Source organism: Thiothrix winogradskyi (genome assembly GCF_021650935.1).
Classification (GTDB): Bacteria; Pseudomonadota; Gammaproteobacteria; order Thiotrichales; family Thiotrichaceae; genus Thiothrix; species Thiothrix winogradskyi.
In genome coordinates this window covers 1,450,164-1,475,004 of sequence record NZ_CP091244.1, presented here as the reverse complement: position 1 = coordinate 1,475,004, position 24,841 = coordinate 1,450,164, and the positions used below count along the sequence as shown (strand labels likewise).

Below are 24,841 nucleotides of genomic sequence, written 5' to 3'. Positions count from 1 at the left end.
AACGGATCAATGATTATTTGGAGTACAATTCCACGATCAGTGATTCATTAATTTCGGCTGGCAGATCGCTACGGTCTGGTACAGATTTAAACGTACCTGACAATCCCTTTGCATCAACTTCAACCCAAGATGGGAAGCCAAGTTGTTCCGCTACAGCGACAGAATCCTGTATACGGGTTTGCTTTTTGGACTTTTCGCGAACCGCTACGACATCACCGGCTTTAACCTGGTAGGATGGGATGTTCACTGACTGACCGTTAACGGTAATAGCTTTATGGCTAACCAATTGACGGGATTCAGCGCGAGTAGAACCATAACCCATGCGGTAAACGACGTTATCAAGACGGCATTCCAGCAGCTTCAACAGGTTTTCACCCGTAGAACCTTTGCGGCGTGCAGACTCTTTAAAGTAGTTGCTGAACTGACGTTCTAGGACACCGTACATACGGCGAACTTTTTGCTTTTCACGCAACTGAACGCCGTAGTCAGATAGACGAGCTTTATTTTCGCCGTGCTGACCCGGAACTTTATCCAGTTTACATTTCTTTTCGAGGGAAACACTGCGGCTTTTCAGGAAAAGGTCAGTGCCTTCGCGTCTGCTCAGTTTGCAGGTAGGGCCAATATAACGTGCCATATGACTATCTCCTACACACGACGTTTCTTAGGTGGACGGCAGCCGTTATGCGGGATCGGCGTTACATCCACAATGCTGTTAATTCTGAAGCCAACGCTGTTCAGGGCACGTACCGCAGATTCACGACCAGGGCCCGGACCTTTGACTTCGACATCAAGGTTTTTCAAACCATAATCTTTCGCTGCGTTACCCGCACGTTCAGCAGCAACCTGTGCCGCAAACGGGGTACTTTTACGTGAACCACGGAAACCAGAGCCACCAGAGGTAGCCCATGCCAATGCGTTGCCTTGGCGGTCGGTGATAGTCACAATAGTGTTATTAAAGGATGCATGGACGTGTGCAACACCGTCAGTGACAGTTTTCTTGACCTTCTTACGAAGATTAACAGTTGCACCTTTTCTAGGCTGTCTTGCCATTACTTACTCTACCTGCAATCTATGTATTATTTGCGAATAGGACGACGCGGGCCTTTACGGGTACGCGCGTTAGTCTTGGTACGCTGACCGCGCATAGGCAGGCCACGTCTGTGGCGGATGCCACGATAGCAACCCATGTCCATCAAACGTTTGATGTTCATGGAAACTTCACGACGCAAATCGCCTTCAACTAGGAGTTTACCTACTTCAAGACGCAAACGTTCAACTTGGTCTTCACTCAGCTCACGAATCTTAGTGCTTGGCACAACATCCGCCGCCTTACAAATGTCAGCAGCACGTGGACGACCAACGCCATAAATGGCGGTCAAACCGATCACTACGTGCTTATTGACAGGAAGATTGATACCCGCAATACGAGCCATTAAAATCTCTCCAGACTACCGGGAAAACGGGCGATTGTGCCAGAACCCCTTTTAATTATCAACCCAAATCGGCTCTTAACCTTGACGCTGTTTGTGGCGTGGGTCAGAACAGATAATGCGAACTACACCGTTTCTGCGGATAACCCGGCAGTTACGGCACAATTTTTTAACTGAAGCTCGAACCTTCATGATAAAAACCTCTCAAAAGTGATCAGATCAGCGCACTGTGCCGGGGCGTGTCTGCGCTTTGAAATTGGCCTTTTTCATCAGACCCTCGTACTGGTGTGACATCATGTGTGCTTGTAACTGAGACAAGAAATCCATGACCACAACCACGATGATCAGCAGTGAAGTTCCCCCAAAGTAGAAAGGAACATTCCAGCCCAAAATCAGGAATTCAGGCAACAGACAGACCAATGTAATGTAGATAGCGCCAACTGCGGTCAAGCGAGTCATGACACCATCAATGTATTTAGATGTTTGTTCACCCGGTCTAATACCAGGAATAAAAGCACCTGCTTTTTTCAAATTATCAGCGGTTTCACGCGAGTTGAATACCAAGGCTGTATAAAAGAAGCAGAAGAATACAATAGCTGCGGCATAAAGCAAGACATAAACTGGCTCACCAGGCTTTAACATATCAAAAAAGCCTTTCAACCACCCCATACCTTCTGCATTACCAAACCATTGCCCAAGTGTTGCCGGGAACAAAATAATACTAGAAGCAAAAATCGGCGGAATAACCCCTGCCATATTCAATTTCAAAGGCAAATGACTGGACTGCTGCCCCATCATCATTTTGCGACCTTGCTGACGGTTAGCGTAATTCACGGTGATCCGACGCTGACCACGCTCCACAAAAATCACGAATGCGGTAACAGCCAACACCAGTAACAACAGGCCGATCACAAACAGGGAATGCAATTCGCCGGTATTCACCAACTCTAACGTGCCACCAATAGCAGCAGGCAAACCTGCAACAATACCCGCAAAAATGATCAAAGAAATACCATTACCGATACCACGCTCGGTAATCTGCTCTCCCAACCACATCAGGAATAGCGTGCCTGTCACCAAGGTAACAACCGTCGTAATCGTGAACCCAATACCGGGATTCAAAGCAATTGTTTGACCATTGCCCGCATCGGTACCACCCAAAGCAATCGCGACCCCAAAGCTTTGGAACAAAGCCAAGACCACAGTGCCGTAGCGCGTATATTGCGTGATTTTACGGCGACCAGACTCACCTTCTTTCTTGATCTGCTCCAATGTCGGAACAACCGTCGCCATCAACTGCATAATGATGGAAGCTGAGATATACGGCATAATCCCCAGTGCAAATACGCTCAGGCGCTCTAATGCACCACCTGAAAACATATTAAAAACGCCGAGAATTGTACCGTTGTTCTGGTCAAAAAATTGCGCCATAGCCGCAGGATTTACACCAGGAACAGGAATATAGGTACCAATGCGGTAAACGATCAACGCCAGCAGCACAAAAACTAGCCGCTGGCGGATTTCAACCATGTTTCTAAAGCCCCCAAGGGAACCTGTAGGGTTCTTGCGCATATTTTTTATCCGTTATTCTTCGATTTTGCCGCCTGCTGCTTCGATAGCGGCACGTGCGCCCTTAGTCACGCCAACACCCTTTACAGTGACCGCTTTCGCAACTTCACCAGAAAGAATAATTTTAGCTTGCAAGGTACGCGCATCAACCACATTCGCAGCAATCAGACCAGCCAGATCAATCACATCGCCTTCCACTTGAGCCAACTCGCTCAAACGAACCTCAGCGGTACGCTGACCAATGCGGGAGACAAAGCCAAACTTAGGCAGACGACGATGCATAGGCATCTGACCACCCTCAAAACCTTTACGGTGATGGAAACCACCTTTACGGGACTTTTGACCTTTATGACCACGGCCAGCAGTTTTACCCAGACCAGAGCCAATACCACGGCCTACACGAAGAGGGCTAGTGCGGCTACCCAGTTCAGGTTGTAGCGTATTCAATTTCATCTTAAGCTTCCTCAACCTTGAGCATGTAGGAAATCTTGTTGATCATGCCACGGTTTTCAGGGGTGTCAGTCACAGTAACCGTATTATGAATCTTGCGGATACCAAGACCACGCGCACACTGCTGATGCGCTTTCAAGCGACCATTCAGACTGCGGTATAACGTCACGTTGAGTTGTTTTGCGGAAGTCATTGTTTACCCCTTAATGTCTGCAACGGCTTTGCCGCGTTTCGCTGCAATCATTTCAGGTGACTGCATTGAACCTAACGCTGCGATAGTAGTACGTACCACATTGCCTGCATTACGTGTGCCTTGGCATTTGGACAGTACGTTACGCACTCCCGCAACTTCCAGAACTGCACGCATCGCACCACCTGCGATAACGCCTGTACCTTCAGAAGCTGGCTGCATGTAAATACGTGCTGCGCCCTGTTCGTATTTGATAGGGTATTGTAAAGTACCGTCTACCAAAGAAACTGTCACCATGTTACGACGTGCTTGATCCATTGCTTTTTGGATAGCCGCAGGCACTTCACGCGCCTTACCGTAACCAAAACCCACGCGACCATTACCATCGCCCACTACGGTCAACGCAGTGAAACTCATGATACGACCACCCTTAACAGTCTTAGCAACGCGGTTAACTTTAACCAACTTTTCTTGCAAGCCGTCAGATGGTGCTGATGTATGTTCTGCCTTCGCCATGATAAATCCTTAGAATTTCAGACCGGCTTCACGAGCGCTATCTGCCAGCGCCTTGATGCGACCATGATATTTAAAACCAGAGCGATCAAAAGCAACCGCGTCAATACCTTTTGCCAATGCACGCTCAGCAACCAACTTACCCACTGCCATAGCAGCAGCAACGTTGCCAGTGTAGTCCAAACCTGCTTTCAGGTCTTTATCCAGCGTGGAAGCTGAAGCCAGTACTTGAAAACCATCGGAACTCACCACTTGTGCATAGATATGCAGAGAAGTACGGTGAATACTCAGACGGTTAACACGCAACTCACGCATTTTCATGCGGCTACGCTTACCACGACGGATGCGGGATGTTTTCTTGTCCATCTTTAGTTCACCTTACTTCTTCTTCTTGGTCTCTTTACGCAGAATAACTTCGTCTGAATACTTCACACCCTTGCCTTTGTAAGGCTCTGGTGGACGGTATGCACGAACTTCTGCCGCAACTTGACCAACTTTCTGCTTATCGCTACCACGGATCAGAATTTCTGTCTGACTAGGGGTTTCGACCGTAATGCCTTCTGGCATATCGTGTACCACAGGGTGGGAGAAACCCAAGCTGAGATTTAATTTATTGCCTTGTGCTTGGGCACGATAACCGACCCCAACCAATTGCAATTTTTTCTCAAAGCCTTGGCTAACGCCAATCACCATGTTGTTTGCCAATGCGCGTGTAGTACCCGCTAATGCCCAACCAGCAGAATCGCCGTCACGCTTAGCTTTAAACTTCAGTACATTGTCTTCTTGTGAAACTTCTACAGCGTCGTGCACTGCGAAATCAAAAGAGCCTTTGCCGCCTTTGACTTTCAGGCTTTGCCCGCTGATGCTAACTTCCACACCTTGTGGCACAGTCAGCGCTTTCTTTGCAATTCTAGACATTTCAAAGCCCGCCTTTATTCAACCGTGCAAATGACTTCGCCACCCTGGCCAGAAGCCTTGGCGACGCGACCACTCATGACGCCTTTGGATGTGGAAACGATAGCAATACCGTAACCACCCATAACTGTTGGCAGCTCATCTGCACCACGGAAAATACGCAAACCTGGACGGCTAATGCGCTTCACTTTAGTGATAACTGGTTTGCCTTGGAAATACTTCAGCTTGACTGTTGTAACAGGCTTGCCATCGACTGCATCTGTTGCAAATTCAGCAACATAACCTTCGCTTTGTAATACTTCTAGAATCGCCGTTTTCTGTTTAGAAGACGGAAATTTGACGCTCGCCTTGGTTGCCATTTGACCGTTACGAATGCGGGTCAGCATGTCGGCGATAGGATCACTCATACTCATTTTGTTTCTCCTTTACCAACTTGCTTTGGTCAAACCAGGCACATCGCCACGCATGGCAGCTTCGCGCAATTTATTACGGCATAGACCGAATTTGCGGTAAACAGCATGTGGACGACCGGTCAGACGGCAACGGGTCATTTGACGAACCGGACTGCTGTCACGTGGTAACTTTTGCAGCTTATCAACAGCTTCCATCACAGCTTCATAGGAGCTTTCTGGGTTACTGATAATAGCTTTCAGCTCATCACGCTTGGCTGCGAATTTTTCAACAGCAGCAGTACGGCGCGTTTCACGAGCAATCATGGATTTCTTAGCCATGTGATCTTATCCTCTTACTGCTGACGGAAAGGGAATTTGAATGCTTCAAGCAGCGCTTTCCCTTCTTCGTTGTTTTTTGCGGTAGTCGCAATCGTAATGTTCATACCACGCAGTGCATCAATTTTATCGTACTCGATCTCTGGGAAGATGATCTGTTCTTTGATGCCCATGTTGTAGTTGCCACGACCATCAAATGCACGCGCATTGAGACCACGGAAGTCACGGATACGGGGGATGGAAATATTAACGAGACGGTCAATGAACTCGTACATTTTCTCGCCACGAAGCGTTACCATACAGCCAATCGGCCAACCGTCACGGATTTTGAAACCCGCCACTGATTTACGGCTCAATGTCACAACAGGTTTTTGACCTGCGATTTTAGACATATCACCGGTTGCATGTTCAATAATCTTCTTATCACCGACAGCTTCACCCAAACCCATGTTCAGGCTGACTTTCACCAGCTTCGGCACTTCCATCACATTGTTGTACCCGAACTTGTCCATCAATTCTTTGATGACAGTATCGCGGTAATACTGTTGCAGTCTCGACATTTTACACCTTAAGCGTCTACGCGCTCACCATTGGACTTAAAGACACGGATTTTCTTACCATCGTCCAGGAGCTTGAATCCAACGCGGTCGCCCTTGCCAGTAGCAGGGTTAACCAGCATCACATTTGAAGTATCCATTGGCATTTCTTTTTCAATAATGCCGCCTTGAATACCTGCATTTGGATTAGGCTTAACGTGTTTTTTAACACGGTTAATACCTTGAACCAAAACCTTACCTTCGTCTACCAACACCTGCATGATCTTGCCGCGACGGCCTTTATCTTTGCCGGTGATGACAACTACTTCGTCATTACTGCGAATTTTACGCATTTCGTCACCTACTTCTGTCGTTGCAGTCTTACAGCACTTCAGGTGCTAGGGAAATAATCTTCATGAACTTCTCACCACGCAATTCGCGAGTGACAGGCCCAAAAATACGAGTACCGATCGGGTCGAGCTTGTTATTCAGCAGGACTGCGGCATTACCATCGAAACGGATTTTAGAGCCATCATTACGACGCACACCGTGAGCAGTACGCACGATCACAGCGTTGTAAACATCGCCTTTTTTAACTTTACCGCGCGGAATCGCATCTTTAATGCTGACTTTGATGATGTCACCAATGCCTGCATAACGACGATGAGAACCGCCCAGAACTTTGATGCACATAACTCGTTTGGCACCACTGTTATCTGCAACTTGCAGAATGGATTGCATCTGGATCATTTATGTTCTCCGTCCCTTATGCTTGGCCTGGGGCGCGTTCAACAACTTTGATCAAGGTCCAGTGCTTTGTCTTCGACAAAGGACGGCATTCCTTGAACATTACGGTATCACCTTCACGACATTCATTGTTTTCGTCGTGAACATGGTATTTTTTAGAACGCTTAATGAACTTACCGTACATTGGATGCTTTACTTGACGTTCCATCAGCACCACGATTGACTTGTCCATCTTGTTACTGACTACACGACCCATCAGGCTGCGTTCAACTTTTGCTTCTTCGCTAACAGTCATCGTTATTCACCTGCCACTTGCTTTTGTGCAAGCACTGTCTTGATACGGGCAATCTGACGACGCACACGCTTCACTTCGGAAGGACGTGATAACTGGCCAGCGGCTTTTTGCATACGCAGCTTAAACTGCTCCTTCAGGTTTTCTACCAGCTCAGTTTTAAGCTCAGTAGCTGATTTTTGCTTAAGTTCTGCTGCGTTCATCACATCACCTGACGGGAAACAAATGTAGTCTTAACCGGCAGTTTTGCAGAAGCAAGGCGGAAAGCCTCGCGTGCAATTTCTTCTGCCACACCTTCAATTTCATAGAGAACCTTGCCAGGCTGAACCAGTGCCACCCAGTATTCAACGTTCCCTTTACCTTTACCTTGACGAACTTCCAACGGCTTTTTGCTGATTGGCTTGTCCGGGAACACGCGAATCCAGATTTTACCGCCACGACGTACATAACGGTTGATCGCACGACGTGCCGATTCAATTTGACGTGCCGTCAAGCGACCACGTTCTACCGTTTTCAGTCCGAAATCGCCGAAGCTGACTTTGCTGCCCGCCAATGCCAGACCGCGATTGCGGCCTTTCATCTGTTTGCGGAATTTGGTTCTCTTGGGTTGTAACATCTCAAACCTCTATCACTTCTTCTTTCTGCCTTGACCTTGGTTCTGACCTTGGCTTTGGCTAGATTGCTGTTTCTGTTCCAGGTCGAAGACTTCGCCCTTGTAGATCCAAACTTTCACACCGATGATACCATAGGTGGTGAGAGCTTCCGCAGTTGCATAGTCGATGTCAGCACGTAGCGTATGAAGCGGCACACGACCTTCACGGAAAAATTCAGTCCGCGCGATTTCTGCACCATTCAAACGACCCGCCACACAAACCTTGATACCCAATGCACCTAAGCGCATCGCGTTCGCAACAGCACGCTTAGCAGCGCGGCGGAACATGATACGACGCTCAAGCTGGCTAGCAATACTTTCAGCAACCAATTGAGAATCCAATTCTGGCTTACGAATTTCTTCGATATTCAACTTCACGTTATTAACGTGCAAGCCCAGCTTTGCAGCCGTTTCTGCACGCAGCTTCTCAATATCCTCGCCTTTCTTACCAATCACTACACCCGGACGCGCCGTGTGGATGGTAATGAACGCAGACTTTGCAGGACGCTCAATTTGGATGCGGCTAACAGAAGCTTCTTTCAGCTTCTTTTTCAAGAATGTGCGCACTTCCAAATCTTTGAACAGGAAGTCGGCATAGTCTTTGCCTTCAGCGTACCACTTGGAGCGCCAGTCGGTGGCGATACCAAGACGAATACCGGTTGGATGTACTTTCTGACCCATACTAAACCTTACTTCTCGCCTACAGCGACGGTAATGTGACTGGTGCGCTTCAGGATGCGGTTAGCACGACCTTTAGCACGCGGCATGATACGCTTCATGGTTGGACCTTGATCAACGAATACGCTCTTAATGCACAATTCGTCCACATCGGCACCGTCATTGTGTTCAGCGTTAGCAATCGCAGACTCCAGAACTTTCTTCAGCATCGCCGCACCTTTCTTCGGGCTAAACGCCAGAATATTCAGTGCTTTGTCCACCGGCAGTCCACGAATCTGATCAGCGACCAGTCGGCACTTCTGAGGTGAAATGCGTGCGAAACGCAATTTTGCAGCAACTTCCATTTCGACCTCTTACTTCGACTTTTTGTCGGCAACGTGACCACGGTAAGAACGGGTCAGTGCAAACTCACCCAACTTATGGCCTACCATATTTTCATTAACCAGCACCGGAACATGCTGCTTGCCGTTATGTACTGCCACGGTCAGACCGATAAATTCGGGCAGGATCATGGAGCGGCGTGACCATGTTTTGATTGGACGACGATCGTTAGCCGCTTTAGCAGTTTCGATCTTCTTCATCAGATGATGGTCAACGAAAGGACCTTTTTTGAGTGAACGTGGCACTGTGTAATCCCCTTACTTCTTGTTCCGGCGACGGACAATCATATTGTCAGTGCGTTTGTTGCTACGAGTCTTGTAACCCTTGGTTGGAACGCCCCAAGGAGTAACAGGGTGACGACCACCAGAAGTACGACCTTCACCACCACCATGTGGATGGTCTACTGGGTTCATAACCACACCACGAACGGTCGGGCGAACACCGCGCCAGCGCTTTGCACCAGCCTTGCCCAACTTAATCAATGCATGTTCTGAGTTTCCAACCTCGCCAATAGTGGCTCGGCAATCAACAGGAACTTTACGCATTTCGCCTGAACGCAGACGGATAGTGGCATATGCACCTTCACGAGCAATCAATTGCACAGAAGCACCAGCACTACGTGCCAATTGCGCACCTTTACCAACTTTCATTTCAATGCAGTGAATAACCGTACCCACAGGGATATTACGCATTGGCAAGCAGTTACCCGTGGCAATCGGCGCATGAACACCAGAAACAACCTCAGCACCCGCGCTCAAACCTTTCGGCGCGATAATGTAGCGACGCTCGCCATCGGCATACAACAACAATGCAATATTTGCACTGCGGTTCGGGTCATATTCCAAATGCTCAACACGCGCCGGAATATCATCTTTACGACGCTTAAAGTCAACAAGACGATAGTGCTGACGATGACCACCACCCACATGACGGGTAGTAATACGACCGGTGTTGTTACGACCACCGCTCTTGCGCTTATTTTCTAACAGGCTCTTACAAGGTGCACCCTTGTGTAATTCCTTATTAACAACCTTAACCTGGAAGCGACGCCCTGGGGAGGTTGGTTTTGCCTTAACGACTGCCATGATTCACCCTTGCCTTATTCTGCTGCCGCATCCAAAGAGAAACCTTCGGACAGGCTCACATAAGCCTTTTTCCAATCGCTACGATTACCGGCGCGACGCCCAAAGTTCTTTTGCTTGCCTTTTACGTTGATAGTGCGAACCTGATCAACCTTGACTTCAAATAAAGTCTCGACAGCATCCTTAATTTCTTGCTTAGTTGCCGTTTTAGCAACCTTAAACACATACTGGTTTGCCTTTTCAGAAGCACGAACAGTTTTTTCTGTTACACGCGGCGCAACCAAAACATGATAGAGACGCTCCATACTCATGCCAGCCACTCCTGAATTTTGCTTACTGCGCCAGTTGTCACCACAACTTTCTGATGACCTACCAAACTCACTGGATTCAACCCAGCAACAGTAGTGACTTCACAGTGAGGGATGTTACGGGCAGACAGCAGCACATTGACATCATCTACATCAGATACCAGCAGCACATCATTAGAGCCGTACTCTTTCAGCTTTGCCAGCATTAACTTAGTTTTAGGCTCTTCAATATTAAAAGAATCCACCACCAAGAAACGATCCTGACGCAACAGCTCAGAGAAAATTGCCCGCATTGCAGCGCGGTACATTTTCTTGTTCAGCTTTTGCGTAAAGTCACGAGGACGAGCCGCGAAAGATTTACCACCAGTGCGCCACAGTGGGCTACGGATACTACCCGCACGAGCACGACCAGTACCTTTTTGCTTGAATGGCTTACAGCCACCACCGCTCACATCGGAACGGGTCTTTTGTGCTTTAGTACCAGCACGACCTGCTGCCATATAAGCAACAACCGCCTGATGCACCAGACCTTCATTAAATTCGCGTGCAAAAATCTCATCGCTTACCGCGACCGAGCCACCATTTGCAATCTGTAATTCCATTGCTGCCACCTTTATGCCTTGACCGACAGCTTGACAACCACATTGCCGTTAGTAGCGCCAGGAACAGCACCCTTAACCAGCAATAGATTGCGCTCAGCGTCTACACGTACCACTTCCAGATTCTGGGCAGTACGCTGTACAGCACCCATATGACCAGCCATTTTCTTGCCTGGGAATACCCGGCCTGGCGTTTGGTTCTGACCAATGGAACCCGGAACCCGGTGCGACAAAGAGTTACCGTGCGTGCGGTCTTGACCTGCAAAATGGTGACGCTTCAGCACACCAGCAAAACCTTTGCCTTTGCTCGTACCAGTCACATCAACCATCTGGCCTGCCTCAAACATGCTGACCGCAAGCTCAGCACCAAGCTCGTAACCTGACGCATCATCAACACGCGATTCACGAACACAAGTACCAGCAGGCACGCTCGCCTTGGCAAAATGACCAGCTTCCGACTTGGAAACGCGGGAAGACTTTTTCTCACCTGTAGATAACTGGACGGCATTATAGCCATCTGTTTCTACCGTCTTGACTTGTGATACACGGTTCGCCGCAATCTCAAGCACAGTGACGGGGGTTGAACCTCCATCTTCACCGTATATCCGGGTCATACCTACTTTGCGACCCAGCAGACCGATAGCCATTTGCATACCTCTTCGAATTACTCACACCGAGCAACTTTCATTCTGTCTTTTAGAAAAACTCGGCTCGACCTAGGTCGAGCCGTGGAAAGCCGCGCATTATAGCAGAAAAATCTCTGCCGTTAAGTCTTTTTTTACAAATCAGTTAAGCTTGATTTGTACATCAACGCCCGCAGCCAAATCCAGCTTCATCAGGGCATCAACAGTCTTGTCAGTCGGATCAATAATATCCATCAGACGCTTGTAAGTGCGGATCTCATACTGGTCACGCGCATCCTTATCAACATGCGGCGAAACCAGAATGGTGTAACGCTCTACGCGCGTTGGCAAAGGGATTGGCCCTTTAACACGCGCACCAGTACGCTTGGCCGTTTCAACGATTTCAGTCGCAGAACGGTCAATCAGACGGTGATCGAATGCTTTCAGGCGAATACGGATTCTTTGATCAGACATATCTATTACTCAATAATTTTAGCAACAACACCGGCGCCGACAGTACGGCCACCTTCACGGATCGCGAAACGCAGACCGTCTTCCATCGCAATCGGGTTGATCAGGCTGACAACCAGCTTGACGTTATCACCCGGCATGACCATTTCCACACCTTCAGGCAGGTCACAAGCACCTGTTACGTCGGTAGTGCGGAAGTAGAACTGTGGGCGGTAGCCTTTAAAGAATGGCGTATGACGACCACCCTCTTCCTTAGACAGGACATAAACTTCCGCTTCAAATTTTGTATGTGGCTTGATTGAACCCGGCTTACACAACACCTGTCCACGCTCCACGTCGTCACGCTTGGTGCCGCGCAGCAACAAACCCACGTTGTCACCCGCCATACCCTGATCCAACAGCTTACGGAACATTTCAACGCCCGTTACCGTCGTGGTCTGGGTAGCACTGATACCAACGATCTCGATAGACTCACCGACCTTAACCACACCACGCTCGATACGACCCGTAACAACCGTGCCACGACCGGAGATGGAGAATACATCTTCTACCGGCATCAAGAAAGTGCCATCAACCGCACGGACCGGATCCGGGATGAACGTATCAATGGCGTCAATCAAGCGGGCAATAGATGGCACACCGATGTCAGATTCATCACCCTCCAGCGCCATACGCGCTGAACCCCTAACGATTGGCGTGTCATCACCGGGAAAATCGTAGCTGGACAGCAGCTCACGCAATTCCATTTCAACCAGTTCCAACAACTCTTCGTCGTCAACTAGGTCGCATTTATTCATGTAAACAACGACGTATGGAACACCAACCTGACGGGACAGCAAGATGTGTTCACGTGTTTGTGGCATCGGACCGTCAGCAGCAGAACAAACCAGAATTGCGCCATCCATCTGCGCCGCACCAGTGATCATGTTTTTAACATAGTCAGCATGACCTGGGCAGTCTACGTGTGCGTAGTGACGGGTTTCAGACTCGTATTCTACGTGGGCAGTGGAGATAGTGATACCACGTGCCTTTTCTTCAGGAGCTGCATCAATCTGATCGTAAGCCTTTGACTCACCGCCATATTTTTTAGCTTGCACAACAGTCAACGCTGCTGTCAGTGTGGTTTTGCCGTGGTCAACGTGACCGATTGTACCAACGTTTACGTGAGTTTTGGTTCTCTCAAATTTACTCTTTGCCATTATTACTCACCCTTCACTTTCTTTATCACCGCCTGAGTAATAGCCGCAGGCGCTTCTGAATAACGTACAAACTCCATACTGTAAGAAGCACGCCCTTGAGTTGCAGACCGCACATCAGTCGCGTAACCAAACATCTCACCTAAAGGCACTTCAGCACGCACCACCAAACTGCCGCTCTCCTCATCCATTCCCTGGATGACACCACGACGCCGGTTCAAATCACCGATAACATCGCCCATATACTCTTCAGGCGTAGTCACTTCAACTTTCATGATTGGCTCAAGCAAAACCGGTGCGGCATCCATAACGCCCTGACGGAGAGCAATAGAGCCTGCAATCTTGAATGCCATTTCGCTGGAGTCGACATCATGGTAAGAACCATCAAAAATGGTGACCTTCATATCGACCAGCGGGAACCCGACCAATACGCCGTTACCCATTTGTTCTTGCACGCCCTTGTCGACGGCTGGCACGAATTCTTTCGGCACAACCCCGCCCACCAAGGCGTTTTCAAATTTGTAGCCTTCCGCCTCGCCGAGTGGCTCAAGGCGCAGCCAAACGTGACCATATTGCCCACGCCCACCGGACTGACGCACAAATTTACCTTCAACCTCGACCGTTTTACGGATGGTTTCGCGGTAAGCCACTTGTGGCGCACCTACATTGCAATTGACCTTGAACTCACGCAGCATCCGATCCACGATGATTTCCAAGTGCAACTCGCCCATACCAGCGATAATGATTTGTCCGGTCTCTTCGTCAGTACGCACACGGAAAGAAGGATCTTCTTGCGCCAGTTTACTCAGAGCCATACCCATACGCTCCTGGTCAGCCTTGGACTTTGGCTCAACTGCCACCGCAATAACCGGCTCAGGAAAATCCATTTTCTCCAAAGTAATGACACGATTCATGTCACACAAGGTATCACCGGTTGTCACATCTTTCAGACCGACAGCCGCAGCAATATCGCCCGCACGCACCTCGTCAATGTCTTCACGCGCATTCGAGTGCATTTGCACCAAACGCCCAATACGCTCGCGCTTACCCTTGACAGGATTGTAGACAGCACTTTGTGATGTCAACACGCCAGAATATACCCGGAAGAACGTCAATGTCCCCACAAAGGGGTCAGTCGCAATCTTGAAAGCCAATGCAGCAAAAGGCTCATCATCGCTCGCATGACGTTCCGCCTCAGTCTCATCCTTGTCATCCAGATGCCCCTTAATGGCGGGCACATCCAACGGCGATGGCATCAACTCAACAATCTTATCGAGTGCGGCTTGCACACCCTTATTCTTGAAAGCCGAGCCACAGGTCATCGGGATAATTTCAAGATTGATGGTACGCTTACGCAAACCCGCTATAATTTCTTCGGCGGACAAATCACCTTCTTCCAAGTACTTGCCCATCAATATATCATCGGCTTCGGCAGCCGCCTCTACCATCTTCTCGCGCCACTCCTGACAAGCAGCCACCATATCAGCCGGAATATCAACAGCTTCATAGGTAACACCCTTGTCAGCCTCATTCCACATAATGGCTTTCATGCGAATCAGGTCAACAACGCCAACAAAATTTTCTTCTGCACCAATCGGCAATTGTAACGGCACCGGATTAGCATTCAGCTTAGCCTTCAACTGCTCATACACGCGCAGGAAGTTTGCACCGGAACGATCCATCTTATTGACGAAAGCCATGCGCGGCACATGATACTTATTTGCCTGCCGCCATACTGTTTCCGACTGCGGCTGCACCCCACCAACGGCACACAGCACAAACATCGCACCGTCCAACACCCGCAATGAACGCTCCACTTCAATGGTGAAGTCAACGTGCCCTGGCGTGTCAATTATATTGATACGATGCAGCGAAAACTGCTTATCCATTCCCGACCAGAAACACGTGGTAGCAGCGGAGGTAATCGTAATGCCACGCTCACGCTCCTGCTCCATCCAGTCCATGGTCGCAGCACCATCATGCACTTCCCCAATCTTGTGAGACACACCCGTATAAAACAGAATGCGCTCAGTGGCAGTGGTCTTACCCGCATCAATGTGTGCCATGATGCCGATATTACGGTACTGCTCAATTGGGGTGCTACGCGCCACGGATGGTCACTCTTTTCACATTACCAGCGGAAGTGTGCGAAGGCTTTGTTGGCTTCTGCCATGCGATGCACGTCTTCACGCTTCTTCACAGCAGTACCACGCTTTTCAGAAGCATCCATCAATTCACCTGCCAGCTTACGCGCCATGGATTTTTCACCACGTTTGCGAGCCGCATCAATCAACCAACGCATCGCCAGCGCATTTTGACGTGAAGGACGTACTTCCACCGGCACTTGGTAAGTTGCACCACCGACACGGCGGGATTTAACTTCTACCGCAGGACGGACGTTATCCAGTGCGTATTCCAGCACTTCAATACCGTCGCCGCCTTTCTTGCCAGCAATTTCAGTCAACGCGCCGTAAATGATTTTTTCAGCGGCAGACTTTTTACCATCTTGCATGATGGCGTTCATGAACTTAGTCAGCAATTGGCTTCCGAACTTAGGATCGGGCAGCACGATGCGTTTGGGGACTTCTCTTCTTCTAGGCATGATTCATATCACCTGTGAATTACTTCTTAGGACGCTTCGTGCCGTACTTGGAACGAGCCTGCTTACGGTTTTTGACACCCTGTGTATCCAGACTACCACGAACCGTATGGTAACGGACACCCGGAAGGTCTTTTACACGACCGCCGCGAATCAGTACAACCGAGTGTTCCTGGAGATTATGGCCTTCACCACCGATATAACTGGTGACTTCAAAACCATTGGTCAGACGCACACGAGCAACCTTACGCATAGCGGAGTTCGGCTTCTTAGGCGTGGTTGTATAAACACGGGTGCAAACACCACGGCGCTGCGGACAAGCCTCTAGCGCTGGCACCTTGCTTTTCTCTACTTTGCTTTGGCGCGGCTTACGCACCAATTGGTTTACTGTTGCCATATCCTGAAATTGTCTCCTGGAATCACGAGGAACCTGCCTGGCTTGCCTTGTCCCCATAAAAGCAACAGACCGAAAATCGGTCTGTTTAAGGACGCCAGATTTTAGGGATCGGGAGACCTCCTGTCAAGGAAGTTTTCCCGATTGTTAACTCTTCAACTGCGATTAATCGTCCGAACCCATATCCAGCGGCTCACCGAAACTAATAGTTTCCATTGATGCTGGCTTTTCGTAAGCAAACTCATTGCGTTGGCTACGACGGTCATCATGGTAAGCCAAACCGGTACCAGCCGGAATCAAGCGCCCCACGATGACGTTTTCTTTCAAGCCACGCAACTCATCACGCGCACCACGTACCGCTGCCTCTGTCAGAACCCGCGTGGTCTCTTGGAAGGACGCAGCAGACACGAAGGAGTCCGTTACTAGGGATGCCTTGGTGATGCCCATCAGCAGCCGCTCGTAGACGATTTTGAGCTTACCTTCTTTATCGAGGCGCTTATTTTCTTCCACCACACGCCAGTAGTCGGCCTGCTCACCACGCAAGAACTTGCTATCACCCGGATCAACCACCTCGACCTTACGCATCATTTGACGCACAATGACCTCAATGTGTTTGTCGTTGATCTTTACCCCTTGTAGGCGGTAAACAGCTTGGATTTCTCTCGCTTGGTATTCTGCCAATGCAGTCGCACCTAACAAGCGCAGGATGTCGTGCGGGTTTGGCTCACCGTCTGCGATGACCTCACCACGGTTGAGTTTTTCACCCTCGAACACATCCAGATTGCGCCACTTCGGAATAAGCTCTTCATAATGCTCGCCGTCTTCGCCGGTGATAATGACACGCTGCTTGCCCTTGGTTTCTTTACCGAAGGAGATTGTGCCGGTTTTTTCCGCCAGAATCGCACCATCTTTCGGCTTACGCGCTTCAAACAAGTCCGCAACCCGTGGCAAACCACCCGTGATGTCACGAGTCTTAGACGATGCTTGCGGCAGACGTGCCACAACCTCACCGACCTGTACGGTTGCACCATTGGTGGAGCTAACGATTGCTCCGGCAGGCAATGGGTATTGCACCGGAATCTTCGTGCCTTCAAAGAATACGCTATCGCCACGCTCATCCAACAAACGCACGGTTGGACGCAATTCGCGACCTGCGGTAGGACGGTTTTTAGGATCCATGACTTCGATGGAGGACAAACCTGTCATTTCGTCCACTTTGGTCTGCACCGTGACATTATCAATGAAGTCACTGAAACTGACCTGACCCGCCACCTCGGAAATAATCGGGTGGGTATGCGGATCCCACGTTGCTACCTCCTGACCTGCCACCACTTTATCGTAATGATCAATCGACAGCAGCGCACCGTAGGTCAGTTTGTAACGTTCCTTATCACGCCCATTTTCATCGACCACGCCCAGTTCGCCGGAACGCGATACCACCACCAATTTGCCGTCTTTATTACGCACCGTTTTCACGTTGAGCAAATGCACCTGACCGCTGGACTTAACCGCAATGCTGCTTTCTGCCGCAGACCGGCTCGCCGCACCCCCGATGTGGAAGGTACGCATCGTCAACTGAGTACCCGGCTCACCGATGGATTGCGCCGCAATGACCCCGACAGCCTCGCCCTTGTTCACAATATGTCCGCGAGCAAGGTCACGACCGTAGCACTTCGCACACACGCCATAGCGGGTTTCGCAGGTAATCGCTGAACGTACCACGATTTCATCCACAGCCAGCGCATCAATTTGCTTGACCCACGCTTCGTCAAGGAAAGTACCGGCAGGAATCAGAATTTCATCGCCACGGGTAACATCTTGCGCGACCACACGACCCAATACACGCTCCGCCAACGCCTCTACCACGTCACCGCCTTCGATGATTGGGCGCATTTTAATGCCTTGCACCGTGCCGCAATCGTCAATCGTGACCACCATGTCTTGCGCCACGTCTACCAAACGCCGCGTCAGATAACCAGAGTTCGCGGTTTTCAGTGCCGTATCCGCCAAACCTTTCCGCGCACCGTGCGTCGAGATAAAGTATTGGAGGACGTTCAAGCCTTCACGGAAGTTAGAAGTAATCGGCGTTTCGATGATGGAACCGTCCGGTTTTGCCATCAAACCCCGCATCCCAGCCAACTGACGAATCTGTGCCGCAGAACCCCGCGCCCCGGAATCCGCCATCATGTAAATGGAGTTAAAAGACTCTTGGTAAACCAGATTGCCTTCCGCATCAATGACTTCCTGCTTACCAATCTTCTCCATCATCGCCTTCGCGACTTTTTCATTGGTACTCGCCCAGATGTCAACGACCTTATTGTAACGTTCGCCCTGTGTCACCAAACCGCTGGAGAATTGCTTCTGGATTTCCAGTACCGCATCTTCCGCTTCTGCCAACAAACCGGCTTTCTTTTCGGGGATCATCATGTCATCCGCACAGAAAGAAACCCCGGCACGGGTTGCATAACGGTAGCCGGTGTACATCAATTGGTCAGCAAACACGACGGAGGCTTTCAAACCAACCCGACGGTAAGCCTCATTGATCAGCTTGGAAATCGCCTTTTTCTTCAACACGATGTTGAATAATTCAAACGGTAAGCCTTCCGGCATAATGCTGGTCAGCAACGCACGCCCAACAGTGGTATCCAGCACACGGGTACGCTTGATGAGCTCACCGTCTTCGTCCTTGATGCTATCGCTAATCCGCACTTTAACTTTCGCGTGAAGTGACACATTGCCAGTATCGTAAGCACGTTGCACTTCCAAGGGATCAGCAAAAATCATGCCCTCGCCTTTCGCATTAATAGCGTCACGGGTCATGTAATACAACCCCAACACGATGTCTTGCGATGGCACGATGATCGGCTCACCGTTCGCGGGTGACAGGACGTTATTGGTCGCCATCATCAGGGTACGCGCTTCCAACTGGGCTTCCAGTGACAGTGGTACGTGTACCGCCATTTGGTCACCGTCGAAGTCCGCATTGAACGCAGAGCACACCAATGGATGCAACTGAATCGCCTTACCTTCGATCAACAGCGGTTCAAATGCCTGAATCCCCAAACGGTGCAGGGTTGGCGCACGGTTCAGCATAACCGGGTGCTCACGAATCACTTCAGCCAAGATGTCCCAGACTTCTGCGGTCTCACGCTCAACCAGCTTTTTAGCCGCTTTGATGGTGGTTGCCAGACCGCGACGTTGCAGCTTGCCAAAAATGAACGGCTTGAACAACTCCAGTGCCATTTTCTTAGGCAGACCACATTGATGCAGGCGCAGGTAAGGACCAGTCACGATAACCGAACGACCAGAGTAGTCAACACGCTTACCCAACAAGTTCTGACGGAAACGCCCCTGCTTACCCTTGATCATGTCAGACAAGGACTTGAGAGGGCGCTTGTTAGAACCCGTAATGGCACGACCACGGCGACCGTTGTCAAGCAGCGCATCCACAGACTCTTGCAACATACGCTTTTCATTGCGCACGATAATGTCCGGTGCATTCAACTCCAACAAACGCTTCAAACGGTTGTTACGGTTGATAACGCGGCGGTACAAATCGTTTAAGTCGGAAGTCGCAAAACGACCGCCGTCCAATGGTACAAGCGGGCGCAGATCCGGCGGCAATACCGGCAGCACCGTCATGATCATCCACTCAGGCTTATTGCCGGAGCTGATGAATGATTCCATCAGCTTCAGACGCTTGCCCAAACGCTTGAGTTTGGTTTCAGAACCGGTCTCACCAATCTCTTCGCGCATTTTGGCGACTTCATCTTTGAGGTCGGTCGAACGCAGTAATTCTAAAATTGCTTCTGCGCCCATGCTGGCTTCAAATTCATCACCGAACTCTTCAATAGCCTCCAGATAAGCTTCATCGCTGAGCAATTGACCGCGATCCAGCGTCGTCATACCCGGCTCAGTTACCACAAAGGTCTCGAAATACAAAATGCGCTCAATATCCCGCAAGGTCATATCCAGCAACAAACCGATGCGGGATGGCAATGATTTCAAAAACCAGATGTGCGCAACCGGGCTGGCAAGATCAATATGCCCCATGCGATCACGGCGCACCTTGGTCTGGGTGACTTCAACGCCGCATTTTTCGCACACGACACCACGGTGTTTCAAACGCTTATATTTACCGCACAAACACTCATAGTCTTTGACTGGCCCGAAAATTTTGGCGCAGAACAAACCGTCACGTTCCGGCTTAAACGTCCGGTAGTTAATGGTTTCAGGCTTTTTAACTTCGCCAAACGACCATGAACGGATAACTTCAGGAGAAGCCAAACTAACTTTGATTGCGTCAAAGTCTTGGGTTTCCTGCTCTTTCTTGTGGAAGTTCAATAAATCTTTCATCGGCAAAATCCTGTGTTAATCCCGTTCCAGTTCGATATTCAGACCCAGCGAGCGGATTTCCTTCATTAATACATTGAAGGACTCAGGCATACTGGCTTCCATGAAGTGATCGCCATCCACAATGTTTTTATACATCTTGTTACGACCATTCACGTCATCCGACTTCACGGTGAGCATTTCCTGCAAGGTGTAAGCCGCACCGTAAGCTTCCAGCGCCCAGACCTCCATCTCCCCGAAACGTTGACCACCAAATTGTGCTTTACCACCCAATGGCTGTTGCGTCACGAGACTGTATGGCCCGGTAGAGCGTGCGTGCATTTTATCGTCAACCAAGTGATTGAGCTTGAGCATGTGCATGTAACCCACCGTTACTTTACGCTCAAACATATCGCCGGTACGCCCGTCACACAATTGCGTTTGCCCACTTTCTGGCAAATCCGCCAAGCGCAACATGGCTTTGATTTCAGCTTCATCCGCACCGTCAAACACCTGCGTCGCCATGGGCACGCCTTTGCGCAGATTGTTTGCCAAGTTGACGACTTCATCATCGGTCAAATCAGCAATCATTTCATTTTGGTTGGGATTACCACCGGTTGCATACACTTCGTTGATGAATTGGCGCAGCTCATCGATTTTCGCCTTGGTGTCGATCATTCGCGCAATCTTTTCGCCCAAGCCTTTAGCCGCCCAACCTAAGTGGGTTTCCAATACCTGACCAACGTTCATACGGGATGGAACGCCCAATGGGTTCAGTACGATGTCAACGGTTTGACCATTAGCGAGGAATGGCATGTCCTCGACCGGTACGATGCGTGAAACCACACCCTTGTTACCGTGACGCCCCGCCATTTTATCACCCGGCTGCATCCGGCGTTTCACGGCGATATACACCTTAACCATTTTCAGCACACCCGGCGCGAGATCATCGCCTGCCATGAGCTTGTCACGTTGCTTGTGCAAACGGGTTTCGTAGTGCTTTTTCTTCTCATCAATCTGGTGCGATAGCGATTCGAGTTGGGTATTCACCTCCTCGTCTTGCATACGGATGGCGAACCAGTCCTTTTTCTCCAGATTATGCAGGTAAGATTCGGTCACAACGGTGCCAGACGTTAAGCGATTGGGGCCACCAACCGCCTCTTTGCCAATCACCAGTTTTGCAAAACGGTCAAAAATATCCGCCTCGTAAATACGCAGTTCGTCACGCAAGTCTTTACGGACTTTCTTCAGATCTTCTTCCTGAATCGCCAAGGCACGCGCATCACGCTCAACCCCATCACGGGTAAACACGCGCACGTCGATAACCGTACCGGTCATGCCAGTTGACACCCGCAGGGAGGTATCTTTTACGTCAGACGCTTTCTCACCAAAGATGGCACGCAGCAATTTTTCTTCCGGGGTCAATTGGCTTTCACCCTTAGGCGTCACCTTACCCACCAGAATATCGCCGGGTTTTACTTCCGCGCCGACATGAATAATGCCGCACTCGTCCAACTTCGCCAGCAGGCTTTCACTCACATTCGGAATATCCGCCGTGATCTCTTCTGGCCCCAACTTGGTATCACGCGCCAAACACGCCATCTCTTCGATGTGAATGGAGGTATAACGGTCTTCATCAACCACGCGCTCAGACAGCAAAATCGAGTCTTCGTAGTTGTAACCGTTCCAAGGCATGAAGGCGATGAACATGTTCTGCCCTAACGCCAACTCACCCAAGTCAGTGGATGAACCATCCGCCAATACGTCACCACGTGCGATTACGTCGCCAACTTTGACAATCGGGCGTTGGTTAATGCACGTGTTTTGGTTGGAGCGGGTGTACTTGATCAAGCTGTAAATATCGACACCGCCACGCACTTCGTCGGCTTCATCGTCATTCACGCGGACGACCACACGTCCTGCATCCACGGAGTCAATGATACCGCCACGACGTGCTGAAATTGCTGAACCGGAGTCTTGCGCTACCGCACGCTCCATGCCCGTACCGGACAACGGCTTGTCAGCACGCAAACAAGGCACAGCCTGACGTTGCATGTTGGAACCCATCAAAGCGCGGTTCGCGTCATCGTGTTCCAAAAACGGAATCAAGGATGCAGCAACTGACACGATCTGCTTTGGCGATACGTCCATATACTGAACTTCGCTCGCTTGCTTCAAGGTAAATTCATTACGATGACGGCAAGAGACGAATTCGTCTGACAAGCGACCTTCTTCATCCAGTTCCGCACTCGCCTGCGCGATAACGTAGTTGGATTCTTCAATCGCTGACAGATAGTCAATCTGCATAGTCGGCTTATTGTCGATTACCTTACGGTAAGGCGTTTCCAAGAAGCCGTAATCATTGGTACGGGCATACACCGCCAACGAGTTGATTAAGCCGATATTCGGACCTTCCGGCGTTTCGATTGGGCACACCCGACCGTAATGCGTTGGATGTACGTCACGTACCTCAAAGCCTGCACGTTCACGGGTCAAACCGCCCGGTCCCAATGCAGAAATACGGCGCTTGTGGGTCACTTCCGACAGCGGGTTGTTTTGATCCATGAACTGGGACAATTGGCTGGAACCGAAGAACTCCTTAATTGCCGCCGAAACGGGCTTGGAATTCACCAATTCTTGCGGCATCAAGCCTTCACTTTCTGCCATCGTCAAACGTTCTTTGACCGCACGCTCAACCCGTACCAAACCGACACGGAAAGCGTTTTCTGCCATCTCACCGACGCTACGCACGCGACGGTTGCCGAGGTGGTCAATGTCATCCACATCATCACGACCGTCACGGATGTCGATCAGCTTTTTCAGTACATCCAGAATATCGTTCTGATCCAACACGCCAGAACCAGTCGCTTCTTCACGCCCCAAACGACGGTTAAACTTCATCCGCCCTACCGCAGACAAGTCATAACGGTCATCAACAAAGAACAGGTTATTGAACAAGTTCTCAGCGGCTTCTTTCGTTGGCGGTTCGCCGGGGCGCATCATCCGATAGATTTCAACCTGCGCTTCCAACTGGCTGCTACTAGGATCAATCCTCAGTGTATTCGAAACAAACGGCCCACGATCCAAATCATTGGTGTAGAGGATATTAAATGCTTTAACATCATTGTCGCGTAATTTTTCCAAAAGCGCAGGAGTAAGTTCATCATTGGCCGATGCCAACAACTCACCTGTAGAAGAATCAATAATGTTATGCGCTAAAATTTTGCCGGGCACACTACCTGCACCCGTCATGTATTCGCTAGGCACGACCAACTTGTTCATGCCAGACTTTTCCAACTGACGAATGTGCTTAGCCGTAATACGACGTCCCGTCTCTACCAGTACCTGACCGTCCAGCATGATATCAAATGAAGCCAAATCACCCCGCAAACGCTCAGGCACCAGTTCCATTTCAACACTGCTATCGCTTAAATGCACTGCCGTCTTATCAAAGAAGACATCCAGAATACCTTCATTCTGCATACCCAAAGCACGCAGCAAAATCGTCGCAGGTAATTTACGGCGACGGTCAATACGTACAAAAATAGAATCTTTAGGGTCGAACTCGAAATCGAGCCATGAACCACGGTAAGGAATTACCCGCGCACTGTGCAACAATTTGCCAGCGGAATTCGACTTACCCTTATCATGCTCAAAGAACACGCCCGGAGAACGGTGCAACTGAGAAACGATAACACGCTCAGTTCCGTTAATAATGAATGTGCCTTTATCCGTCATCAATGGCAATTCGCCCAGATAAACGTCCTGCTCTTTAATGGCTTTGACCACCTTGGCATCCGCAGGCGCATCTTTGTCATAAATGACCAGACGCAATTTAACACGCAGCGACGTAGCAAACGTCAACCCGCGCAACTGGCATTCCTGCACATCAAACACAGGTTCCGCCAAACGATAATCGGCATACTCCAGCGCAACATAATTGTTGTAGCTGATAATCGGGAATACCGAGGAAAAAGCCGCGTGCAAACCAACGTCCCGGCGCTCTGCGACTGGTTTTTCCAATTGCAGGAAATGTCGATAGGAGTCTAACTGAATGGTAAGCAGGTCAGGCACTTCCAGTATCTGTGGCCGTTTCCCAAAGTCTTTGCGGATCCGTTTCTTTTCGGTATAACTCAGTCCCATCGTCTTTCCTCTC

At 49.8% G+C, this 24,841-nt stretch carries 32 protein-coding genes; all 32 read right to left on the bottom strand.

Going from position 1 to position 24,841, the window contains the following annotated elements:
• Positions 1-13 precede the first annotated feature (13 nt).
• Positions 14-634, bottom strand: coding sequence for a 30S ribosomal protein S4 (rpsD, locus tag L2Y54_RS07435; RefSeq protein ID WP_093064497.1), 621 nt, complete (start codon positions 632-634; stop codon positions 14-16).
• A gap of 11 nt (positions 635-645) precedes the next feature.
• On the bottom strand, positions 646-1,050 hold the full coding sequence (gene rpsK / locus L2Y54_RS07430) for a 30S ribosomal protein S11 (RefSeq protein ID WP_028489217.1): 405 nt from the start codon (positions 1,048-1,050) through the stop codon (positions 646-648).
• A 26-nt stretch (positions 1,051-1,076) separates the two neighbouring features.
• Positions 1,077-1,433 carry a 30S ribosomal protein S13 gene (rpsM, locus tag L2Y54_RS07425; RefSeq protein WP_236501186.1) on the bottom strand — a complete coding sequence of 119 codons (357 nt, stop codon included), beginning with the start codon at positions 1,431-1,433 and terminating at the stop codon, positions 1,077-1,079.
• A gap of 75 nt (positions 1,434-1,508) precedes the next feature.
• The gene (gene rpmJ, locus L2Y54_RS07420; protein ID WP_002709743.1) at positions 1,509-1,622 is read right to left on the bottom strand and encodes a 50S ribosomal protein L36; all 114 of its coding nucleotides are present in this window, start codon (positions 1,620-1,622) and stop codon (positions 1,509-1,511) included.
• Positions 1,623-1,649: 27 nt separating this feature from the next.
• Positions 1,650-3,002, bottom strand: a complete 1,353-nt coding sequence (secY, locus tag L2Y54_RS07415) for a preprotein translocase subunit SecY (protein ID WP_236501185.1) — start codon at positions 3,000-3,002, stop codon at positions 1,650-1,652.
• A gap of 12 nt (positions 3,003-3,014) precedes the next feature.
• Positions 3,015-3,452: a 50S ribosomal protein L15 gene (gene rplO, locus L2Y54_RS07410; protein ID WP_236501184.1), complete on the bottom strand. Its 438-nt coding sequence runs from the start codon at positions 3,450-3,452 to the stop codon at positions 3,015-3,017.
• Position 3,453: 1 nt separating this feature from the next.
• Positions 3,454-3,642 carry a 50S ribosomal protein L30 gene (gene rpmD, locus L2Y54_RS07405; protein ID WP_236501182.1) on the bottom strand — a complete coding sequence of 63 codons (189 nt, stop codon included), beginning with the start codon at positions 3,640-3,642 and terminating at the stop codon, positions 3,454-3,456.
• A gap of 3 nt (positions 3,643-3,645) precedes the next feature.
• Positions 3,646-4,155, bottom strand: a complete 510-nt coding sequence (gene rpsE, locus L2Y54_RS07400) for a 30S ribosomal protein S5 (protein ID WP_202718485.1) — start codon at positions 4,153-4,155, stop codon at positions 3,646-3,648.
• Positions 4,156-4,164: 9 nt separating this feature from the next.
• Positions 4,165-4,518 carry a 50S ribosomal protein L18 gene (gene rplR, locus L2Y54_RS07395; RefSeq protein ID WP_236501181.1) on the bottom strand — a complete coding sequence of 118 codons (354 nt, stop codon included), beginning with the start codon at positions 4,516-4,518 and terminating at the stop codon, positions 4,165-4,167.
• A gap of 12 nt (positions 4,519-4,530) precedes the next feature.
• A complete protein-coding gene (rplF, locus tag L2Y54_RS07390) occupies positions 4,531-5,070 on the bottom strand; it encodes a 50S ribosomal protein L6 (RefSeq protein ID WP_202718487.1) in 540 nt (179 codons plus the stop codon).
• A 14-nt stretch (positions 5,071-5,084) separates the two neighbouring features.
• The gene (gene rpsH, locus L2Y54_RS07385; RefSeq protein ID WP_236501180.1) at positions 5,085-5,480 is read right to left on the bottom strand and encodes a 30S ribosomal protein S8; all 396 of its coding nucleotides are present in this window, start codon (positions 5,478-5,480) and stop codon (positions 5,085-5,087) included.
• A 12-nt stretch (positions 5,481-5,492) separates the two neighbouring features.
• On the bottom strand, positions 5,493-5,798 hold the full coding sequence (rpsN, locus tag L2Y54_RS07380) for a 30S ribosomal protein S14 (RefSeq protein WP_236501179.1): 306 nt from the start codon (positions 5,796-5,798) through the stop codon (positions 5,493-5,495).
• 14 nt (positions 5,799-5,812) lie between these two features.
• Entirely contained in the window at positions 5,813-6,355 is a 543-nt protein-coding gene (gene rplE / locus L2Y54_RS07375) for a 50S ribosomal protein L5 (protein ID WP_236501178.1), read from the bottom strand.
• Between the two features lie 8 nt (positions 6,356-6,363).
• Positions 6,364-6,684, bottom strand: a complete 321-nt coding sequence (gene rplX / locus L2Y54_RS07370) for a 50S ribosomal protein L24 (RefSeq protein ID WP_236501177.1) — start codon at positions 6,682-6,684, stop codon at positions 6,364-6,366.
• Between the two features lie 28 nt (positions 6,685-6,712).
• Entirely contained in the window at positions 6,713-7,081 is a 369-nt protein-coding gene (gene rplN / locus L2Y54_RS07365) for a 50S ribosomal protein L14 (protein ID WP_093064475.1), read from the bottom strand.
• A gap of 16 nt (positions 7,082-7,097) precedes the next feature.
• The gene (rpsQ, locus tag L2Y54_RS07360; protein WP_093064473.1) at positions 7,098-7,373 is read right to left on the bottom strand and encodes a 30S ribosomal protein S17; all 276 of its coding nucleotides are present in this window, start codon (positions 7,371-7,373) and stop codon (positions 7,098-7,100) included.
• Positions 7,374-7,375: 2 nt separating this feature from the next.
• Positions 7,376-7,573 (bottom strand): 50S ribosomal protein L29, encoded by a 198-nt coding sequence (rpmC, locus tag L2Y54_RS07355; protein ID WP_202718492.1) that lies wholly within the window; start codon positions 7,571-7,573, stop codon positions 7,376-7,378.
• Positions 7,573-7,986, bottom strand: coding sequence for a 50S ribosomal protein L16 (gene rplP, locus L2Y54_RS07350; RefSeq protein WP_028489202.1), 414 nt, complete (start codon positions 7,984-7,986; stop codon positions 7,573-7,575). Before rplP ends, rpmC begins: the two co-directional genes overlap by 1 nt.
• Positions 7,987-7,998: 12 nt before the next feature.
• Complete coding sequence (rpsC, locus tag L2Y54_RS07345) at positions 7,999-8,703, bottom strand: 30S ribosomal protein S3 (RefSeq protein WP_202718493.1); 705 nt, start codon at positions 8,701-8,703, stop codon at positions 7,999-8,001.
• Between the two features lie 8 nt (positions 8,704-8,711).
• The gene (gene rplV, locus L2Y54_RS07340) at positions 8,712-9,044 is read right to left on the bottom strand and encodes a 50S ribosomal protein L22 (protein WP_202718494.1); all 333 of its coding nucleotides are present in this window, start codon (positions 9,042-9,044) and stop codon (positions 8,712-8,714) included.
• 9 nt (positions 9,045-9,053) lie between these two features.
• The gene (rpsS, locus tag L2Y54_RS07335) at positions 9,054-9,326 is read right to left on the bottom strand and encodes a 30S ribosomal protein S19 (RefSeq protein WP_028489199.1); all 273 of its coding nucleotides are present in this window, start codon (positions 9,324-9,326) and stop codon (positions 9,054-9,056) included.
• Between the two features lie 12 nt (positions 9,327-9,338).
• A complete protein-coding gene (gene rplB / locus L2Y54_RS07330; RefSeq protein ID WP_236501176.1) occupies positions 9,339-10,166 on the bottom strand; it encodes a 50S ribosomal protein L2 in 828 nt (275 codons plus the stop codon).
• A gap of 14 nt (positions 10,167-10,180) precedes the next feature.
• Complete coding sequence (gene rplW, locus L2Y54_RS07325) at positions 10,181-10,474, bottom strand: 50S ribosomal protein L23 (RefSeq protein WP_236501175.1); 294 nt, start codon at positions 10,472-10,474, stop codon at positions 10,181-10,183.
• Positions 10,471-11,073 (bottom strand): 50S ribosomal protein L4, encoded by a 603-nt coding sequence (gene rplD / locus L2Y54_RS07320; RefSeq protein ID WP_236501174.1) that lies wholly within the window; start codon positions 11,071-11,073, stop codon positions 10,471-10,473. The genes rplW and rplD overlap by 4 nt, the downstream gene beginning before the upstream one ends.
• Before the next feature lie 11 nt (positions 11,074-11,084).
• Positions 11,085-11,717 (bottom strand): 50S ribosomal protein L3, encoded by a 633-nt coding sequence (gene rplC / locus L2Y54_RS07315; RefSeq protein ID WP_236501173.1) that lies wholly within the window; start codon positions 11,715-11,717, stop codon positions 11,085-11,087.
• 138 nt (positions 11,718-11,855) lie between these two features.
• Positions 11,856-12,167: a 30S ribosomal protein S10 gene (rpsJ, locus tag L2Y54_RS07310; protein WP_093064459.1), complete on the bottom strand. Its 312-nt coding sequence runs from the start codon at positions 12,165-12,167 to the stop codon at positions 11,856-11,858.
• 5 nt (positions 12,168-12,172) lie between these two features.
• A complete protein-coding gene (gene tuf, locus L2Y54_RS07305) occupies positions 12,173-13,363 on the bottom strand; it encodes an elongation factor Tu (RefSeq protein WP_236501172.1) in 1,191 nt (396 codons plus the stop codon).
• A gap of 2 nt (positions 13,364-13,365) precedes the next feature.
• Positions 13,366-15,471, bottom strand: coding sequence for an elongation factor G (gene fusA / locus L2Y54_RS07300; RefSeq protein WP_236501171.1), 2,106 nt, complete (start codon positions 15,469-15,471; stop codon positions 13,366-13,368).
• Positions 15,472-15,491: 20 nt separating this feature from the next.
• Entirely contained in the window at positions 15,492-15,962 is a 471-nt protein-coding gene (gene rpsG, locus L2Y54_RS07295) for a 30S ribosomal protein S7 (protein ID WP_093064453.1), read from the bottom strand.
• A 19-nt stretch (positions 15,963-15,981) separates the two neighbouring features.
• Positions 15,982-16,356, bottom strand: coding sequence for a 30S ribosomal protein S12 (gene rpsL / locus L2Y54_RS07290; RefSeq protein ID WP_028489190.1), 375 nt, complete (start codon positions 16,354-16,356; stop codon positions 15,982-15,984).
• Between the two features lie 162 nt (positions 16,357-16,518).
• Positions 16,519-20,709, bottom strand: a complete 4,191-nt coding sequence (gene rpoC, locus L2Y54_RS07285; protein ID WP_236501170.1) for a DNA-directed RNA polymerase subunit beta' — start codon at positions 20,707-20,709, stop codon at positions 16,519-16,521.
• Between the two features lie 15 nt (positions 20,710-20,724).
• Positions 20,725-24,828, bottom strand: a complete 4,104-nt coding sequence (rpoB, locus tag L2Y54_RS07280) for a DNA-directed RNA polymerase subunit beta (RefSeq protein WP_236501169.1) — start codon at positions 24,826-24,828, stop codon at positions 20,725-20,727.
• Between the last annotated feature and the right edge of the window lie 13 nt (positions 24,829-24,841).

Coding starts and splice junctions, on each gene's coding strand:
- rpsD (WP_093064497.1), bottom strand. CDS start 634: ATGGCACGTTATATTGGCCCTACCTGCAAACTGAGCAGACGCGAAGGC.
- rpsK (WP_028489217.1), bottom strand. CDS start 1,050: ATGGCAAGACAGCCTAGAAAAGGTGCAACTGTTAATCTTCGTAAGAAG.
- rpsM (WP_236501186.1), bottom strand. CDS start 1,433: ATGGCTCGTATTGCGGGTATCAATCTTCCTGTCAATAAGCACGTAGTG.
- rpmJ (WP_002709743.1), bottom strand. CDS start 1,622: ATGAAGGTTCGAGCTTCAGTTAAAAAATTGTGCCGTAACTGCCGGGTT.
- secY (WP_236501185.1), bottom strand. CDS start 3,002: ATGCGCAAGAACCCTACAGGTTCCCTTGGGGGCTTTAGAAACATGGTT.
- rplO (WP_236501184.1), bottom strand. CDS start 3,452: ATGAAATTGAATACGCTACAACCTGAACTGGGTAGCCGCACTAGCCCT.
- rpmD (WP_236501182.1), bottom strand. CDS start 3,642: ATGACTTCCGCAAAACAACTCAACGTGACGTTATACCGCAGTCTGAAT.
- rpsE (WP_202718485.1), bottom strand. CDS start 4,155: ATGGCGAAGGCAGAACATACATCAGCACCATCTGACGGCTTGCAAGAA.
- rplR (WP_236501181.1), bottom strand. CDS start 4,518: ATGGACAAGAAAACATCCCGCATCCGTCGTGGTAAGCGTAGCCGCATG.
- rplF (WP_202718487.1), bottom strand. CDS start 5,070: ATGTCTAGAATTGCAAAGAAAGCGCTGACTGTGCCACAAGGTGTGGAA.
- rpsH (WP_236501180.1), bottom strand. CDS start 5,480: ATGAGTATGAGTGATCCTATCGCCGACATGCTGACCCGCATTCGTAAC.
- rpsN (WP_236501179.1), bottom strand. CDS start 5,798: ATGGCTAAGAAATCCATGATTGCTCGTGAAACGCGCCGTACTGCTGCT.
- rplE (WP_236501178.1), bottom strand. CDS start 6,355: ATGTCGAGACTGCAACAGTATTACCGCGATACTGTCATCAAAGAATTG.
- rplX (WP_236501177.1), bottom strand. CDS start 6,684: ATGCGTAAAATTCGCAGTAATGACGAAGTAGTTGTCATCACCGGCAAA.
- rplN (WP_093064475.1), bottom strand. CDS start 7,081: ATGATCCAGATGCAATCCATTCTGCAAGTTGCAGATAACAGTGGTGCC.
- rpsQ (WP_093064473.1), bottom strand. CDS start 7,373: ATGACTGTTAGCGAAGAAGCAAAAGTTGAACGCAGCCTGATGGGTCGT.
- rpmC (WP_202718492.1), bottom strand. CDS start 7,573: ATGAACGCAGCAGAACTTAAGCAAAAATCAGCTACTGAGCTTAAAACT.
- rplP (WP_028489202.1), bottom strand. CDS start 7,986: ATGTTACAACCCAAGAGAACCAAATTCCGCAAACAGATGAAAGGCCGC.
- rpsC (WP_202718493.1), bottom strand. CDS start 8,703: ATGGGTCAGAAAGTACATCCAACCGGTATTCGTCTTGGTATCGCCACC.
- rplV (WP_202718494.1), bottom strand. CDS start 9,044: ATGGAAGTTGCTGCAAAATTGCGTTTCGCACGCATTTCACCTCAGAAG.
- rplB (WP_236501176.1), bottom strand. CDS start 10,166: ATGGCAGTCGTTAAGGCAAAACCAACCTCCCCAGGGCGTCGCTTCCAG.
- rplW (WP_236501175.1), bottom strand. CDS start 10,474: ATGAGTATGGAGCGTCTCTATCATGTTTTGGTTGCGCCGCGTGTAACA.
- rplD (WP_236501174.1), bottom strand. CDS start 11,073: ATGGAATTACAGATTGCAAATGGTGGCTCGGTCGCGGTAAGCGATGAG.
- rplC (WP_236501173.1), bottom strand. CDS start 11,717: ATGGCTATCGGTCTGCTGGGTCGCAAAGTAGGTATGACCCGGATATAC.
- rpsJ (WP_093064459.1), bottom strand. CDS start 12,167: ATGTCTGATCAAAGAATCCGTATTCGCCTGAAAGCATTCGATCACCGT.
- tuf (WP_236501172.1), bottom strand. CDS start 13,363: ATGGCAAAGAGTAAATTTGAGAGAACCAAAACTCACGTAAACGTTGGT.
- rpsG (WP_093064453.1), bottom strand. CDS start 15,962: ATGCCTAGAAGAAGAGAAGTCCCCAAACGCATCGTGCTGCCCGATCCT.
- rpsL (WP_028489190.1), bottom strand. CDS start 16,356: ATGGCAACAGTAAACCAATTGGTGCGTAAGCCGCGCCAAAGCAAAGTA.
- rpoC (WP_236501170.1), bottom strand. CDS start 20,709: ATGAAAGATTTATTGAACTTCCACAAGAAAGAGCAGGAAACCCAAGAC.
- rpoB (WP_236501169.1), bottom strand. CDS start 24,828: ATGGGACTGAGTTATACCGAAAAGAAACGGATCCGCAAAGACTTTGGG.